Origin of the sequence: Burkholderia sp. NFPP32 (assembly GCF_900119325.1) — a bacterium.
Classification (GTDB): Bacteria; Pseudomonadota; Gammaproteobacteria; order Burkholderiales; family Burkholderiaceae; genus Burkholderia; species Burkholderia pyrrocinia_C.
Genome location: NZ_FPJP01000013.1, coordinates 51,883 through 68,038 on the forward strand (window position 1 = coordinate 51,883; position 16,156 = coordinate 68,038).

General features: G+C 68.1%; 13 protein-coding genes. 12 read left to right on the forward strand and 1 reads right to left on the reverse strand.

Going from position 1 to position 16,156, the window contains the following annotated elements:
- Window positions 1-3 precede the first annotated feature (3 nt).
- The 8 genes from BT264_RS22980 to BT264_RS23010 all read left to right on the forward strand — a co-directional run bounded on the left by BT264_RS22980 (window position 4) and on the right by BT264_RS23010 (window position 10,946).
- Window positions 4-873 carry an ABC transporter permease gene (locus BT264_RS22980; protein ID WP_072441054.1) on the forward strand — a complete coding sequence of 290 codons (870 nt, stop codon included), beginning with the start codon at window positions 4-6 and terminating at the stop codon, window positions 871-873.
- Entirely contained in the window at window positions 873-1,796 is a 924-nt protein-coding gene (locus BT264_RS22985) for an ABC transporter permease (protein WP_072441063.1), read from the forward strand. Before BT264_RS22980 ends, BT264_RS22985 begins: the two co-directional genes overlap by 1 nt.
- Window positions 1,797-1,946: 150 nt before the next feature.
- Window positions 1,947-2,384, forward strand: coding sequence for a hypothetical protein (locus BT264_RS22990; RefSeq protein ID WP_034184197.1), 438 nt, complete (start codon window positions 1,947-1,949; stop codon window positions 2,382-2,384).
- A gap of 81 nt (window positions 2,385-2,465) precedes the next feature.
- Window positions 2,466-2,651 carry a hypothetical protein gene (locus BT264_RS39625; RefSeq protein ID WP_218173355.1) on the forward strand — a complete coding sequence of 62 codons (186 nt, stop codon included), beginning with the start codon at window positions 2,466-2,468 and terminating at the stop codon, window positions 2,649-2,651.
- A 459-nt stretch (window positions 2,652-3,110) separates the two neighbouring features.
- Window positions 3,111-4,187 (forward strand): ABC transporter substrate-binding protein, encoded by a 1,077-nt coding sequence (locus BT264_RS22995; RefSeq protein WP_256260696.1) that lies wholly within the window; start codon window positions 3,111-3,113, stop codon window positions 4,185-4,187.
- A 45-nt stretch (window positions 4,188-4,232) separates the two neighbouring features.
- Window positions 4,233-7,925, forward strand: coding sequence for a response regulator (locus BT264_RS23000; RefSeq protein ID WP_072441067.1), 3,693 nt, complete (start codon window positions 4,233-4,235; stop codon window positions 7,923-7,925).
- A gap of 58 nt (window positions 7,926-7,983) precedes the next feature.
- Window positions 7,984-10,566 carry an EAL domain-containing protein gene (locus tag BT264_RS23005; protein WP_072441069.1) on the forward strand — a complete coding sequence of 861 codons (2,583 nt, stop codon included), beginning with the start codon at window positions 7,984-7,986 and terminating at the stop codon, window positions 10,564-10,566.
- Window positions 10,567-10,733: 167 nt separating this feature from the next.
- The gene (locus BT264_RS23010) at window positions 10,734-10,946 is read left to right on the forward strand and encodes a hypothetical protein (RefSeq protein ID WP_006497261.1); all 213 of its coding nucleotides are present in this window, start codon (window positions 10,734-10,736) and stop codon (window positions 10,944-10,946) included.
- A gap of 237 nt (window positions 10,947-11,183) precedes the next feature.
- Here BT264_RS23010 and BT264_RS23015 read toward each other — a convergent pair whose 3' ends face one another.
- On the reverse strand, window positions 11,184-12,158 hold the full coding sequence (locus tag BT264_RS23015) for a D-2-hydroxyacid dehydrogenase (RefSeq protein WP_072441071.1): 975 nt from the start codon (window positions 12,156-12,158) through the stop codon (window positions 11,184-11,186).
- Window positions 12,159-12,427: 269 nt separating this feature from the next.
- On the opposite strand from BT264_RS23015, the gene BT264_RS23020 reads away from it, so the two are divergent.
- From BT264_RS23020 to BT264_RS23035, 4 genes are all read left to right on the forward strand, one after another.
- The gene (locus BT264_RS23020; protein WP_072441377.1) at window positions 12,428-13,618 is read left to right on the forward strand and encodes a CaiB/BaiF CoA transferase family protein; all 1,191 of its coding nucleotides are present in this window, start codon (window positions 12,428-12,430) and stop codon (window positions 13,616-13,618) included.
- 29 nt (window positions 13,619-13,647) lie between these two features.
- A complete protein-coding gene (locus BT264_RS23025; RefSeq protein ID WP_072441073.1) occupies window positions 13,648-14,610 on the forward strand; it encodes a hydroxymethylglutaryl-CoA lyase in 963 nt (320 codons plus the stop codon).
- A gap of 23 nt (window positions 14,611-14,633) precedes the next feature.
- Window positions 14,634-15,017, forward strand: coding sequence for a VOC family protein (locus BT264_RS23030; RefSeq protein ID WP_034184203.1), 384 nt, complete (start codon window positions 14,634-14,636; stop codon window positions 15,015-15,017).
- Between the two features lie 255 nt (window positions 15,018-15,272).
- The gene (locus tag BT264_RS23035; RefSeq protein WP_072441075.1) at window positions 15,273-16,100 is read left to right on the forward strand and encodes an alpha/beta hydrolase; all 828 of its coding nucleotides are present in this window, start codon (window positions 15,273-15,275) and stop codon (window positions 16,098-16,100) included.
- The last annotated feature ends 56 nt before the right edge of the window (window positions 16,101-16,156 follow it).

The window sequence follows — 16,156 nt, forward strand, 5'->3', positions numbered from 1 at the left end:
TGCATGAGCACGCTTGCGGCCGGCACGCCGCGCGACGCGAAGGCCTGGCTCGTCACGCCCGCGCTTGGGTTCATCGTCGCGCTGTTCATCTATCCGTTCGCGTACGGCCTCGTGCTGTCGTTCCAGCCGACGAACGGCGGCGGCGCGCTCGCGAACTACGTGCAGTTCTTCACCGATACCGCGATGTGGCCGACCGTGCTCGTCACGCTGAAGCTCGCGGTGCCGGCCACGCTGCTCAACGTCGGCGTGTCGGTGCCCGTCGCGTTCGCGCTGCGCCGCCATTCGCCGTACCAGAAGTTCGTCACGACGCTGCTCGTGATTCCCGTCACGCTCGGCACGGTGCTCGTCGCCGACGGGATGCTCACGTACTTCGGGCCGAACGGCTGGTTTCCGCAAGCGCTGCAGGGGCTGCACCTGTACACCGACGAAGTACGCCTCACGCATAACTACTGGGGCGTGCTGCTGTCGCTGATCGTGTCGGGCTTTCCGTTCGCATTCCTGCTGATGCTGTCGTACATCAGCGGCATCGACCCGACGCTCGCGCGCGCGGCGGCGACGCTCGGCGCGAACCCGTGGCAGCAGTTCCGGCAGATCTACCTGCCGCTGCTCGTGCCGGGGCTCACGATGGCCGCGTGCCTGTCGTTCGTGCAGGCGTTCTCGGTGTTCCCGTCGGCCGTGCTGCTCGGCGCGCCGGCCGGGCCGACGCGCGTGATCTCGATCGCGGCGGCCGAGGCCGCGTTCGAGAGCTACGACTATTCGCTCGCGTCGGCGATCGCGATCGTGATGGGCTTCGTGCAGTTGCTGGTGGTCGCATCGATGCTCGGCGCGCGCCGCTTCTTCTACACGGGGCCGGTGGCGGGGGGCAAGGGCTGATGGCGACCGACAATCATGCCGCGCCGGCCTGGCCGCCGAAGCAGGGTTCGCCCGATGCACGGCCCGTCGATGCGAGGCAGCCGCAAAAGATGAGAAGCAACCTCGCCGGCCGTGCCTGGAAGGCGCTCGTCTGGGGGCTGATGGCGTTCTTCCTGCTGAACGTGATGCTGCTGATCGCGACCGTCGCGGTGAACTCGGTCGCGACGCGCTGGTTCGGCACGCCGCTGCCGCAGGGCTTCACGCTGCGCTGGTATGCGAAGGCGTGGGAGGACTTCCAGCTCGCGAGCGTGCTGTGGGTGACGGTCGAGGTCGTCGGCGCGGTCGTGCTGCTGTCGATCGCGCTCGGCGTGCCGGCCGCCTATGCGCTCGCGCGCGTGCGGTTTCGCGGCAAGCGCTTCGCGCTGCTGGTGTTCCTGCTGCCGCTGATGGTGCCGCCCGTCACGTACGGGATTCCGATGGCGACCGTGATGTACAAGGTCGGGCTCGCGGGCACGCTGCCGGGCGTGATCCTCGCGAACCTCGTGCCGGCGCTGCCGTTCGTGATCCTCGTGATGACGCCGTTCATCGAACAGATCGACCCGAATCTCGAAGCCGCCGCGCGCATCTTCGGCGCGAACACGTGGCGCTATTTCCGCTACGTGCTGCTGCCGCTGCTCGTGCCGGGCATGCTTGCGGCGGGGCTGCTCGTGCTGGTGCGCACGATCGGGATGTTCGAGCTGACGTTCTTCACCGCGGGCCCGAGCACGCAGACGCTGGTCGTCGCGCTGTATTACGCGGTGTTCTCGACCGGCGTGCGCGCGCCGCAGTCGATCGACGCGATGGCGATGATCTACATGGTCATCACGCTCGTGTGGGTCGTGATCGCGCTGCAGTTCGTGAGCCCGACGCAGCTCGTCAGCCGCGTGAAGCAGGAGCGGCAGTAGGCGCGGGCGCGGCAGCGAGCGATCGCGTCCGTGCAATTGGTTACAAATGGATACCGCGAACGACACGAGGACGTTGCAGACTACGCGGCATACCGGTCCGGCGAACGTGTTCCCGCGCGCCACCCGACGTTTACTCGACAACGGATATCCATGAAGTTTCAAACGCTGCTGACACTCGGCTGTGCCTCGACGCTGCTGGCCGCCTGCAACCTGCTCCACGACGGCCCCGGATCGAACGACGTCGACGCCGCGGTGCGCCGCGCGCTCGAAGCGGAAAACCACGGCGGCCTGAACGCGCTGTTCGGCCAGCCGCTGCCGGTGTCGGCCGATGTCGTGTCGGCGAAGCCCGACGGCGACTGCAAGAAGCTCGGCGATCGCACGTACTCGTGCGACGTCGTCGTCACGTGGCGCAATGCCGATTACTCGCCGTCGCGCGCGAACCTGACCTTCGTGAAGGCCGCCGACGGCTCGTGGCAGACCTCGGGCGTCGACGCGGCGCTCGCGACCGGCACCGCGAAATCGCTGATCGACCAGATCGGCAAGGCGTGGCATGGCGACGCGGCGAGCGGCGCGTCGGCGCCGAAGTGACGCAGCCGCGACGTCGTTCGCCGTCTGTTCCGGCGCGCCGCGAACTCCAGTTTTCCATCGAGAGATCACGGCATTCGGGCCGTGCAGGCGAGCTTCCCGCCGCGTTGCAGATCGGCGGCCGGTTCCGTTTTAGAATCGGGACCGGATCGCGCCACCACGGCGCGCATTCATCGCGATTCGAATGAGCGAATTCAAGCAAAAGAATGGCGCATTAAAAATCGAATCGAAATTCCGAAAGCAAAACAAAATGCAGCCTTCGCGCGATGACGTTCCCGTGCGGGAAGTGCAATGCCGTCGATAATCCGCGTTTAATCGCCTCCGGCTTGCAGTCGCATTTGATGCAACCTATATATATGACTAATCGCATCATGCCGCGTCGGTAGTTCGGCATGCGGCGGGCATGACCAGATATCAAGAATCAAGAAACCGGGTGCGGAAGGGGAACCCAGCATGGGCAATGGCGTGTGTGTCGCACGAATGTGTTCGGGTACCCGGTTTCCGCATGTATTGCGCGCGCTTGCTCGTGCCGGCCGCCTGCCGTTCGCGCCGATCGTTCGATCCCTTGGCCGGCGCAGCCCGGGATGGACGGCGCCTTCCGTCGGGCCTGAACACGGCCTCGCGGTCCGCCAGCACGCTCGAAGCGCGACGTTGCACCGGACAGTGACGCTGATGGCCTGCGTTGCCGCGATGACAGGCCCCGGCGCCTGCCTTGCGGCAGAGCCCGGCGTGACCGACGGCACGATCCGCCTTGGGATGGTCAACGCGCAATCGGGCAATTCGGCAGGCCTCGGGCGCGGGCTGCTGGCGGGCGCGCAAGCCGTGTTCGACGACGTGAACGCGCGCGGCGGCGTGCATGGCAGGAAGATCGACCTCGTGGTCGGCGACGATCGCTACGAGCCCGACAGGACCGTCGACAGCACGCTGGAGATGATCGAACGGGGCAACGTGTTCGCGCTGTTCGGCTATGTCGGCACGCCGACGACCACGGCGGTGCTGCCGATCATCCGGGAGGCCGGCATTCCGCTCGTCGGCCCGTTCACCGGCGCGATGGCGCTGCGCAAGCCGGTCGTGCCGGAGGTATTCAACATCCGCGCCAGCTATGAAGACGAGACCCGCGCGCTGGTCGACCATTTCATCGCGCACGACGGCGCGAAACGGTTCGCGGTGTTCTATCAGGACGACGGCTTCGGGCTCGCGGTGCTGGCGGGCACGCGGCTGGCGCTGCAGCGCCATGGCCTGGAGGTCGTCGCGACCGGCACGTTCCGTCGCGGAACCACCGCGGTCGACACGGGCCTCGCGTCGCTGCTGGACAGCCAGCCTGACGTCGTGGTCATGGCCGGCCCCTATACGCCGATTGCCGCGTTCATCCGCGCGGCACGTCGCGAAGGCCTGAAGGCCCGGCTCGCATCGGTATCGTTCGTCGGCACCGACGACCTGCTGCGCCTGGTCGGCGACGAAGGGGACGGCACGCTGATCTCGCAGGTCGTGCCGCTTCCCCAGAACGACCGGGACGTGATCCGCGACTGCGTACGGCTGATCGAGCGGCGCTTTCCGGGAGAACACGCGGGCGTGGTGCACATCGAGGGCTGCATCGACGCGAAGATCATGCTGATCGGCCTCGAACGCGCCGGCCCGTCGCCGAGCCGGGCGACGCTGAAGCAGGCGCTCGAATCGATCCGGCATCTCGACCTGGGCGGTCTGGTCGCCGATCTGGGCGCGGACAATCACCAGGCGCTGAATGCGGTGTTCCTCTCGAAAATCGCGCACGGCCGCATCGCTCCCGTGGACGCGCCGGCCAGATAACCAGCCGGATGGCCGCGCGCGGGCCGTCCCGATCCCGGAGGCTGCATGGACATCAAGGCCAAGCTTGTCACCGGCACCAGCCTGATGCTGCTGGGCGCGCTGGCGATTTCCGCGACCAGCCTGATCGCGGTGCGCGGCATTGCGTCCGGCGTGCGCACGCTGACGACCGAGTCGTTGCCGCTGCAGGTGCGCAGCAACGAACTCCAGCGCGCGTACGCGGAGCTCGCGGTGGATTTCGGCCGGCTCGAGCGGGCGCAGGACGCGTCCGAGCAGGAGCAGGCCACGGCGGAGATCGAAACGCAATTGCAGCGGACTGCCGCTCTCATGGCCGCCGTGCGCGCGATCGACGGGCACGGCGTCGACGCGCCGTCCACCGACCTGCGCACGATGCTGCGGTCGATGAGCGAAGGCGTCGGCCAGCGTCTGCGGGACGAGGCGCGGCTGGGCGCCGAAACCCGTCTGATCGAGCGCATCCAGGCACGGGGCGACGCATTGATGGGCACGATCCGCGCCGAAACCGAACGGCTGGACAGCCAGGCCAACGCGGCAGTGAGCGACGCGCTGGCGGCCAACACAGCGTACAACCGGACGATTCACGCGCTCGACCAGGTTCGCATGAACGTCAAGGACATCGTCAGCGTTGCCGATCATGTCGACGCCGCGCCGAGCCGATACCGGCTCGCTCCGCTGCGGGATCGCATGCAGGCGGCCATCGGCGGTGCGCGCAATGCGCTGGCGATCGCGGCGCCGAGCCTCGAGGCCGCCACGACGCAGGACGTCGCGAATGCGCTCGGGCGCGTGGCGGCCGACATCCTCGACGGCAACGACAGCCTTGTCGCGCTGCGCGGCAGGATGTTCGTGGAGCCGTCCGTCGCGACGCGCTACCACGCGAGGGAGGACAAGGTCCTGCAGTCCCTCGATGCGCTGGACACGAAGCTGGCTGAAATCGCCGACCCGTTCGCGCTGCGGATCGTCAAGGCGCGACAGCGTCTCGACGAAACGATCGCGCTCCAGCGGCAGGCGGCCCGGATCAGGTACCTGTCGACCGTCGTCAACGGCGGCATCAAGGAACTGGCGGCCGACCTTCGCATGGTCGCGCAAAGCAAAAGCACGGAACATCTCCAGCGTGCCGACGCCGACGCACGGGAGAATCTCGGCAAGCTCGCCGCCGCCGCGAGCGCGCTGCGCGATGCGCTGGTCGCGAGCGGGCAGCGCGAGTCGAGCCGCGCGCAGGATGTGGTTCCGCTGGCCGCTGAACTGGCCGGATCCGCACGCCGCATCCTCGCGGTGCGGTCGAACATGTTGTCCAACGACGCGAGCATGCAGCGCATCATCGCGGACGTGGAGACGACCGCGAATCGCCTCGCGGCCTATACGGAGCAGGAGGCCGTGCGCGTCGATCTGCAGCAGCGCAGCATCGTGTCGCAGGTCAATCGCGCGGTGACGAGCGCCATCGCGATGATCGTCGCCGTGTCGTATTTGCTCGCGATCGGCAGCCTCGTGATCAGTCATCGCCTCGGCACGTCGATCTCCCGCCCGCTGGGGAATCTGACACGCACCATGGCCCGCATCCGCAACGGCAGCGACCTGTCCCTGCGCATGTCCCACAAGGGCCGCGACGAAGTGGCGACCCTGATCGCCGGCTTCAACACGATGCTCGACGAAATCGAACGTCGCGACATCGACCTGCAGGCGGCAATCGCCGCGGCCGAAACCGCGAATTCGGCGAAATCGGAATTTCTCGCGAGGATGAGTCACGAGATCCGCACGCCGATGAACGGCGTGCTGGGCATGACCGAGTTGCTGCAACGCACGCGCCTGACGTCGAAGCAGCGCAAGTTCGTCGACACCGTGTATCGATCCGGTCAGACGCTGCTCATCATCATCGACGACATACTCGATTTTTCGAAGATCGAGGCCGGCAAGCTGACGCTGGAGCACATCGATTTCAACCTGCACCAATTGCTCGACGATGTCGTCGCGCTGCTGGAACCCAATGCGCAGCGCAAGGAGCTTGCGCTGCTGTTCCGCAAGGCGGATACCGTGCCGCAATGGATGCGAGGCGACCCGGTCCGGCTGCGCCAGATCCTGACGAACCTGATCGGCAATGCAATCAAGTTCACCGAGCGCGGGCAGGTCGAGCTGGCCGTGTCGTATACGGACGACGGCCGCGTCGTGTTCGCGGTCGCCGACAGCGGCATCGGCATCGCGCCGGACGTGGCCGCGCAGTTGTTCCGGCCGTTCCAGCAGGCCGACAGCTCGACCGCGCGCAAATACGGCGGAACCGGGCTGGGGCTCGTGATTTCCCGCCAGCTGGCCGAGATGATGGGCGGCAAGCTCACGCTCGAATCGACGCCCGGCAAGGGCTCGGTGTTCACCGTGACCGCGCGGCTCGAGCCGGCGTCCGGCGTGGTCGACGTCGCGGCGGGCGCAAGGTCGTCGCTGGCGGGATTGAAGGTGCTGATCGTGGACGACAGCGAGACCGATCGCAGCGTGCTCGTCGAACATGCGATCGAATGGCAGCTGTGCGTCGCGACGGCCATCGGCGGCGACGATGCGCTGTCGCAGTTGCGGGCGGCCGTCGCCGACGGGGCGCCGTTCGATCTGGCCATCGTCGACGTGCGGATGCCGGGCATGGACGGTATCTCGCTCGTGCAGCACATCCGCCACGACCCGTCGCTGCGTGCGCTCAGGATCGTCACGCTGACCGCGTTCGAGATGATGGACAGCATCCAGGTCGCGCGCGAACTCGACATCGACGCCCGGCTGACGAAGCCGCTCCATGGCGCGGAGCTTTATACGGCCATCGCATCGGCGATGCATATGAGGCCGCCGCCGCTGCCTTCGGCCGCGCCGGTGTCCGACGAAGCCGGGGCGGACGCGGCGCTGCCGCCCGACGCCGGATCGGCGCGCGTGCTGCTGGTCGAGGACAACGTGGTCAATCAGCAGATCGCGCTGGCGATGCTGGAGGACACCGGCTATCGGGTGGCCGTGGCCGAAGACGGCCGGCAGGCGCTGAAGATGCTGGCGGACGAAGTGTTCGACGTGGTCCTGATGGATTGCCAGATGCCGCTGCTGGACGGCTTCGAGGCGACGCGGCTGCTGCGTCGGCACGAAGCGGCAGCCGGCGCGCCGCGTCTGCCGGTCATCGCGTTGACGGCCAACGCGCTCGGCGGCGACCGGGAGCGCTGCCTGGCCGCCGGCATGGACGACTACCTGGGAAAACCGTTCCGTCGCGATGCGCTGCTGCAGATGCTCGCGCGCCATGCCCGCGGCGCGGCGTCCGGGCCGGCCGTCGCGAGCGGCGACGCGGGAACCCAAGCCGGCATCGAAGCGGGCACCGAAGCCGGCGGGGCGGCCACCGCCGATCGGGACGGTGATGCCGACGTGATCGACCGCAAGGCGCTCGACGCATTGCGCGCGCTCCAGCGGCCGGGCCGCCCCGATATCCTGACCCGCATCATCGATCAGTTCACGCTCGATGCGCCGCGGCTGATCCGCGACATGCGCGCGGCCGTCGAAGCGGGCGATGCCGATGCGCTGAGGCTGGCCGCCCATACGCTGAAGTCGAGCAGTGCGAACGTCGGCGCGCACGTGCTGTCGGCCCGCTGCAAGGAGATCGAGCAACGGGCGCGCGCTGCCGACATCGCCGCGGCAGCCGACCTCGTCGCCGGCACGGACGCCGAATTCGGGCACGCGCAGGCCGCATTGACAGCGGAACGCATGGTGGAGGATTGAGCGGGCCGCCGGACGATCGCGGTGGCGATCGCGGCGGGTCGAAAACAGGAGAACGGTCGTGAACGAGGAAAATGTCGATGCACCGGTGATTCTGATCGTCGACGACGATGCGATGACGCGCCTGCTGGTCGTGGAAACCCTCGAGCCGGAGGGTTTTCGCGTCGAGGAAGCGACCGGGCCGCAGGAGGGCATCGACGCGTTCCTGCGTCATCGTCCTGCCGTGGTGCTGCTCGACGTCGAGATGCCCGGCGGCGACGGCTTCGCCTGCTGCCGCCGGCTGCGCGCGCTGCCGGAAGGTCGCCGTGTGCCGATCGTCATGCTCACGGGCAACGACGACGACGCGTCGATCGCCAGTGCCTTCGACGCCGGTGCGACCGATTTCGTCTCCAAGCCGATGCGCTGGAAGCTGCTCGGCTACCGGCTCCGCTACCTGCTGCGCGCGGCCGCGACGCTCGAGAAGCTCGCGAGCGCCGAGATCAGCCTGACGCACGCGCAGGCGCTCGCGCATCTGGGCAACTGGGAGTATCAGGCCGGCCGGACCGACGGCAGCTGGTCGCCGGAGCTGTTCCGGATCCTCGGCCTCGACCCCGAGCGCACGCCGCCGACCTTCGATCGGCTGCTGCAAGCCGTTCCGGTCGACGAGCAGCCGCTTTTGATCCAGTCGTTCACGAGCCTGCGCACCGAGGGCACCCCGTTCTCGCTCGAGCATCGGCTGCTTCACCCGGACGGCACCGAGCGCCACGTGCTGCACCACGCGGAGGCGGGGCGCGACCTGAACCACGCGATCATCCTGCGCGGCATCGTGCAGGACATCACCGAGCGCAAGATGCAGCAGGGGCGCATCGAATACCTCGCCAACCACGATGCGCTGACCGGCCTGCCCAATCGCAACCTGCTGAGCGACCGCATGGAGCAGGCGATGTCGCACGCGCGGCGCACGGGACACCTGATCGCGGTGATGGTGCTCGACCTGGACCGCTTCAAGCACATCAACGACACCTTCGGCCATTCGGTCGGCGACGGCCTGCTGCGAGCCGTCTCGGCCCGGCTCAAGGCAGCCGTGCGCGACGGCGACACGGTCGCGCGGCTCGGCGGCGACGAGTTCGTCGTGATGCTGGTCAACCTGTCGACCGCGACGGATGCGGACGCGGTCGCCCGCAAGGTCCTGAACACCTTCGGCGCGCCGTTCATGCTCGACGGACACGACCTGCACGTGACGACGAGCATCGGCGTCAGCGTTTGTCCGACCGACGGCGCCGACGCGGAGACGCTGCTGAAGACGGCCGACGCCGCGCTGTATTGCGCGAAGGAACGCGGGCGAAACGGCTACAGCGTCTACACGCGCGAGCTGGGCGCCCGCGTGGAAGAACAGGCCGAACTCGAAAACGCGCTGCACGAGGCCGCCGCGAACGGCGAACTGGAGCTGTACTACCAGCCGAAGGTCGATCTCAAGACCGGCCGGATCAGCGGCGTCGAGGCGCTGATTCGCTGGCGCCGCCCCGGCATCGGCGTGATTCCGCCCGACCGCTTCATCCCGATCGCCGAGGAAACCGGGCTGATTCTGCCGATCGGCGAATGGGTGTTGCGCACGGCCTGCGCGCAGGCCGTCGCGTGGCGTCAGGACGGGCATGCGCCGCTACGGATCGCCGTCAACCTGTCGGCACGCCAGTTCCGGCAGCAGAACATGGCCGACGTGGTGCGCCGGACGCTGCGGGATACCGGCCTCGAGCCGGCCTGGCTCGAACTCGAGTTGACCGAAAGCGTGCTGATGCAGGACCGCAACGCGATCGCGCACACGCTGCGCGAACTGAAGGCGCTCGGCGTCGTGCTGTCGCTGGACGACTTCGGCACCGGCTATTCCAGCCTGTCGTACTTGAAGGACCTGCCCATCGATGTCGTCAAGATCGACAAGTCGTTCCTCAGCGACGTCACCACGAGCGCGGAAGGCGCGTCGCTGACGCGCTCGATCATCGCGATGGCGGAGTCGCTGCACATGGAGACGGTGGCCGAGGGCGTGGAGACGGAAGCGCAGCTTTCGTTCCTGAACCGGCACCGCTGCCATGCGATGCAGGGCTATTACTTCAGCCATCCGGTCACCGGGGCGGAAATCGCCGACATGCTCTCCGCCGGCTCGGAGCTTCCCGAGCATTGCCGGCAGCGCGAGCTGCTGCACCGGACGCTGCTGCTGGTCGACCACGACCCGGCCGTCCTGCAGACGCTCAGGCAGGCGCTGGGCCGCGACGGCTACGAGATTCTCGGCACGACCGATCCCGCCGACGCGCTCGACCTGCTCGCGCAACATCGCGTCGGCGTGATCGTGTCGGACTTCCGCATGCCCAGCCTGTCCGGGATCGACCTGTTGCAGCGCGTCAAGGCACTCTATCCGGACATCGTGCGCATCCTGCTGTCCGGCTATGGCGAAGGGCAGTCGATTGCCGCCGCGCCCGGCGACGGATCGGTCCAGAAGCTCCTGATCAAACCGTGGGATGTCGAGCTGTTGCGCACGCACATTGCCGAGTCGTTCAAGCGATTCGAGCGCAGCACGTTGCACAACCGGATAGGTCCCGACGCCGCCCGCATCGGCATGCGCCCGTCCTCCGTCAGGCCCGTCGAAGCGGCCGACTCCCGCGATCGCGCTTGAGCGACGCTGCGACGCTCGCGCGTCCCGCCCGGTGCCCGGGCGCGAACGGGCGGGCGAAACGACGACGAAAAAGGGGGGCGATCACGGCAATCCCCGGCATGCGTCAGGCGATATAGGGAAAACCCTTATCTCGGGGTATAATCGCTGGCTGAGAGAAAGGTCGAACCATGCCAGAACGTTTCCAAACCCTTGAAAAGTTTGTGTTTTCCCTCGTCGTGATGTCCGCGGTCGTGTGCTCGGCATTCCTCGCGTACGAGCGTCACCCCGAGATCAAGATCGCGCTGCACGAAGGCGAAGCGCTGATGCGCGAGAGCGCCAAGTATTCGGTCATCTGCTCGCCGTCCAAGGTCGATCCTTGCGTCGAGATGTCCGCCTACTGAAATTAGCGGCGGGCTCGGCGCGCCGAGCGGTGCGCTGGAGCGTTGGGGGCTCGAATTCCTTGAAGTAATGCCCATCGGGCGTTCAGAAACCGGCCGCAGGACAGGGCGGATGCACGAACCCGTCACGTGCCGAGTCGCTGGCGTAAGCAGCCCCCGGATTGAGTCGGCCCCGCTTCGAGCAATCGAGCGGGGCCGTTCTGTTTGCGCGGTTGCAACGTTCGCACGCACCGGCAAGCCTCACACGAGTCGCACGACATGCCGCGGCTCGCCGCCCGCAAACGCGGCGACGTTGTCGACGAGTTGATCGGCGAGCGCCTGCATCGCCTCGTCGCTCGCCCATGCGACGTGCGGCGTCAGGATGAACGCCGGATGCGACAGGATCGCGTGGAACGGATGCGCGGCCGGCAGCGGTTCCTGCGTGACCACATCGAACCCGGCGCCCGAGATCTGCCCCGACTGCAATGCGTCGACGAGCGCGCTTTCGTCCACGAGCCCGCCGCGTGCGGTATTGATCAGCAGCGGCCGGCGCGCCATCCGCGCGAATGCGGCGGCATCGATCAGGTGCCGCGTCGCGGGCGTGAGCGGGCAGTGCAGCGTGATCACGTCGCTGTCGCGCAGCAGCGTGTCGAGCGGCGCGTAGTCGTCACCGGCGGCACCGCCGTGCGCCGCGAACAGCACGCGCATGTCGAGCGCGCGCGCGATGCCGGCCACCGCGCGCCCGAGCACGCCGTCGCCGACGATCCCGAGCGTCGAGCCGGCCAGATCGCGGATCGGATGATCGAAGAAGCAGAACTGCCCGCTGCCGAGCCAGCGTCCCGCGCGCACCGCGTCGCGGTAAGCCACGAGACTGCGGCGCAGCGCGAAGATCAGCGCGAACGTATGCTCGGGCACCGTGCGGACCGCATACCCGCGTATGTTGCTCACGACGATCCCGCGCGACGCGCACGCGCCGAGATCGACGATGTCGGTACCGGTCGCGGCGATCGCGATCATTCGCACGCGCCGCGCACCGGCGAGTGTCGCCGCGTCGAGCCGCACCTTGTTGGTCACGACGATATCGGCGTCGGCAATGCGCGACGCGACTTCGTGCGCGCTCGTCCGTTCGAACGCATGCAATTCGTGCGGAAACGGGAACGGCTTCAGCACGGTTTGCGGCGACAGCGTCGCGCGGTCGAGAAACACGATCTTCGCGGGAGAGGAAACGGAAAACATGGCGGGTCTCGCTGGCAGTGACAAGCGCCCTGCGGGCGCGGAACGGGATCGATTCTGCCGGCGGCGCGCACGGCGCCGCTTGACCGTTGCGCGAGCGCGCTTTCCTATACGGAAAGGCTGACGCACCGCGCATGAGGTCGCACGCGGCCATCGCACCGGCATGCGCCTTTCCGTTTCGGAAAGGCTGGTTGAGCATCGATCGATTTTCGTGATGCGCGAACGCCGTCATGATCGCCGTCATCGACAACGCGATTTCATCGGAGACAGCCATGACGCGCCCCCTGGACGGCATCCGCGTGCTGGAACTCGGCCAACTGATCGCCGGGCCGTTCGCGGGCCGGATGCTCGCCGAATTCGGCGCGGACGTGATCAAGATCGAGCCGCCCGGCCTCGGCGACCCGCTGCGCAAATGGCGGCTGCTGCACGACGGCACGTCGGTCTGGTGGGCCGCGCAGTCGCGCAACAAGACCTCGCTCACGCTCGACCTGCGCACGCCCGAAGGGCAGGACGTCGTGCGCCGGCTCGTCGCCGGGACCGACGTGCTGATCGAGAACTTCCGGCCCGGCACGCTCGAAGGCTGGGGGCTCGGCTGGGACGCGCTGTCCGCGATCAATCCGGGGCTCGTGATGCTGCGCGTGTCGGGCTTCGGGCAAACGGGCCCGTACCGCGACCGTCCCGGCTTCGGTGTGATCGCCGAGGCGATGGGCGGCCTGCGGCACCTGACCGGCGAGCCCGGCCGCACGCCGGTGCGCGTCGGCATCTCGCTCGGCGATTCGCTGTCGGCATTGCATGGCGTGATCGGCGTGCTGCTCGCGCTGCGGCATCGCGAGCAGCAGGGCGGCAACGGGCAGGTCGTCGACGTCGCGCTGTACGAATCGGTGTTCAACATGATGGAAAGCCTGCTGCCCGAATACTCGGCGTTCGGCGCGGTGCGCGAGGCGGCCGGCAGCAGCCTGCCCGGCATCGCGCCGACCAACGCGTACCGCTGCCGCGACGGCAGGTACGCGCTGATCGCAGGCAACGGCGACAGCATCTTCCGGCGCCTGATGGAGCTGATCGGGCGGCCCGATCTCGGCAGCGATCCCGCGCTCGCGCACAACGACGGCCGCGTCGCGCAGGTCGAGAGCATCGACGCGGCGATCGGCGCGTGGAGCGCGCGCCACGACCTCGACGACGTGCTGGCCGCGCTGAACGACGCGCGCATCCCGTCCGGGCGCATCTACGACGTGGCCGACATCGCGGCCGATCCTCATTACCGCGCGCGCGACATGATCGTCGACGCCGCACTGCCCGACGGCACGCCCGTGCAGGTGCCGGGCATCGTGCCGAAACTCGGCGCGACGCCCGGGCGTATCGAACGCGCGGCGCCCGCGCTCGGCGCGGATACCGATGCGGTACTCGAATCGATCGGCATCGATGCCGCGACGCGCCGCGACTGGCGCACGCGCGGCGTGATCTGAACCGGCAACGGGAGACAAGAGGCGACATCATGAGCACTCGACACAAACGGCTCTACATCCACGAAGTCGCGACGCGCGACGGTTTCCAGAACGAAGCGGCGTTCGTCGATACCGACGACAAGATCGCGCTCGTCGATGCATTGAGCGCATGCGGCTACGCGAAGATCGAAGTCACGTCGTTCACGTCGCCGAAGGCGATCCCCGCATTGCGCGACGCGGAGGCCGTGATGCACGGCATCGTGCGCGCGCCCGGCGTCGTCTATACGGTGCTCGTGCCGAACGTGCGCGGCGCCGAGCGCGCGCTGTCGTGCGGCGTCGACGAAGTGAATCTCGTGATGTCGATGAGCGAGAGCCACAACCGCGCGAACCTGCGGATGACGCGCGAGCAGTCGTTCGCGCAGCTGCGCGACGTGATCGACGCGGTGCGCGGTTCGGGTGTCGCGATCAACGTGTCGCTGTCGACCGCGATGGGCTGCCCGATGGAAGGCGACGTGCCGGCCGAAGCCGTGCTCGCGTGGATGCAGCGCTTCGCGGATCTCGGCGTGCACGGCTTCACGCTGTGCGACACGACGGGCATGGCGTTTCCGTCGCAGGTGCGCGATCTTTCCGGGCGCGCCCGCGAGCGCTTCGGCGCGCTGCAGCTCACGCTGCATTTTCACAACACGCGCGGGATGGCGCTCGCGAATACGCTCGCGGCGCTCGACGCGGGCATCGACCGCTTCGACGCGTCGCTCGGCGGGCTCGGCGGCTGCCCGTATGCGCCGGGCGCGACCGGCAACGCGTGCACCGAGGAACTCGTGCACATGCTCGAACTGGACGGCTACGATACGGGCATCGACCTCGCGTGCGTGCTGGCCGCGTCGGCACGGCTGCCCGCGTTGATCGGGCATGACGTGCCGAGCCAGATCCTGAAGGCCGGGCGCCGCTCGGATCTTCATCCGCCACCGCGCGCCGACGCCGGCGACATGCCTGCGCAGCGCGCATTCTCATGAACAGGAACACAGGAGCGATTCCCATGGCGCTGATCGATCACCTGGACCATCTCGTGCTGACCTGCGTCGATCCCGACCGGACGAAGCATTTCTACACCGAGGTGCTGCAGATGCAGCTCGAAACCTTCGGCGCCGGACGGCTTGCGTTCCGCTTCGGCAACCAGAAGATCAACCTGCACGTGCGCGGCGCGGAGTTCGAACCGAAAGCGCATGTGCCGGTGCCCGGCGCGCTCGACCTGTGCTTCATCGCGTCGGTGCCGCTCGACGACGTGATCGCGCACCTGAAGCGCGTCGAATGGCCGATCGTCGAAGGGCCCGTCGAACGCACGGGTGCGACGCAGAAGATCCGTTCGGTCTACGTGCGCGACCCCGACCTGAACCTGATCGAGATCTCCGAGTTGATCTGACCGGCGGCGGCCGGCCTGCCGCGCGGTTTCGGCGCATCGATCCGTCCGGGCGCGCGGGCACCGGCACGATGCGCGCGCGGCGTCGCAGTCTTTCGCCGAAAGCGGACAGGCCCGCGCCGCACCCGCCGAATCCGGATAGCCGGACCCGGCCGCGCTGCGGATAATGGTGCGAAGGCGTCGGTTCGGCCGACGCCTTCGCAGCGGGCATGACGAACCTGCCCCGCACCTCCGCAACCCGCCCCGGACACTCCCCGAATGACGATCCTCTATCGCGGCATGGACCGCGCGGCGCTCGACGCCGCCTACCTGAACACGAAGGCTGTTCCCGATTTCCCGGCATTGCTCGCGTCGTGCCAGGCGCGTAGCGCAGCGCTTTACGACGCGACACCCGGCCGCCGCGACCTGCGTTACGGCGCGCAACCGGCGCAGCGCTTCGACTGGCTGCCGTGCGGGCAGCCCGACGCACCGCTGTTCGTGTTCATTCATGGCGGCTACTGGCAACACTGCACGAAAGAGGATTTCGCGTACGCGGCGAGCGGGCCGCTCGCGCGCGGCTTCGACGTCGTGCTTGCCGAATACACACTTGCGCCGGTCGCGACGATGACCGACATCGTCGGCGAGATCGGCGCGCTGCTCGACCATCTCGCCAGCGATCCCGACGGCCTCGGCACCGCGCGGCGGCCGATCCACCTGAGCGGCCATTCGGCGGGCGGCCACCTGACTGCCGTGCATCGCGCGCATCCGGCCGTCGTTTCAGCGCTCGCGATCAGCCCGCTCGTCGATCTCGAACCGATCTCGCTGTGCTGCCTGAACGACAAGCTGCAGCTCACCGCGCAGGAGGTCGAAGCGTACAGCCCACTACGTCACATCGGGCCCGGCGCGCCGACGGTCGTCGCGGTCGGCGACGCCGAACTGCCCGAACTCATCCGGCAAGCACATGAATACGCATCGGCGTGCGAAGCGGCCGGTGAACGGATCGCGCGCACCTGGCTGCCCGGCATGCAGCACTTCGCGGTGCTCGACGATCTCGCGAAGCCGGACGGTGCGATGCTCGCCGCGTTGCAGGCGATCGCGCCGCGCTAGCCGCGCGATATCGCGCGCGCACGGCCGGGCGTATGATCGGCGTCAGGCCGCCGCGA

What these genes read in the sequence shown, in the direction of transcription:
- BT264_RS22980 (WP_072441054.1), top strand. Translation starts at nt 4, where the DNA reads ATGAGCACGCTTGCGGCCGGCACGCCGCGCGACGCGAAGGCCTGGCTC.
- BT264_RS22985 (WP_072441063.1), top strand. Translation starts at nt 873, where the DNA reads ATGGCGACCGACAATCATGCCGCGCCGGCCTGGCCGCCGAAGCAGGGT.
- BT264_RS22990 (WP_034184197.1), top strand. Translation starts at nt 1,947, where the DNA reads ATGAAGTTTCAAACGCTGCTGACACTCGGCTGTGCCTCGACGCTGCTG.
- BT264_RS23000 (WP_072441067.1), top strand. Translation starts at nt 4,233, where the DNA reads ATGGACATCAAGGCCAAGCTTGTCACCGGCACCAGCCTGATGCTGCTG.
- BT264_RS23010 (WP_006497261.1), top strand. Translation starts at nt 10,734, where the DNA reads ATGCCAGAACGTTTCCAAACCCTTGAAAAGTTTGTGTTTTCCCTCGTC.
- BT264_RS23015 (WP_072441071.1), bottom strand. Translation starts at nt 12,158, where the DNA reads ATGTTTTCCGTTTCCTCTCCCGCGAAGATCGTGTTTCTCGACCGCGCG.
- BT264_RS23020 (WP_072441377.1), top strand. Translation starts at nt 12,428, where the DNA reads ATGACGCGCCCCCTGGACGGCATCCGCGTGCTGGAACTCGGCCAACTG.
- BT264_RS23025 (WP_072441073.1), top strand. Translation starts at nt 13,648, where the DNA reads ATGAGCACTCGACACAAACGGCTCTACATCCACGAAGTCGCGACGCGC.
- BT264_RS23030 (WP_034184203.1), top strand. Translation starts at nt 14,634, where the DNA reads ATGGCGCTGATCGATCACCTGGACCATCTCGTGCTGACCTGCGTCGAT.
- BT264_RS23035 (WP_072441075.1), top strand. Translation starts at nt 15,273, where the DNA reads ATGACGATCCTCTATCGCGGCATGGACCGCGCGGCGCTCGACGCCGCC.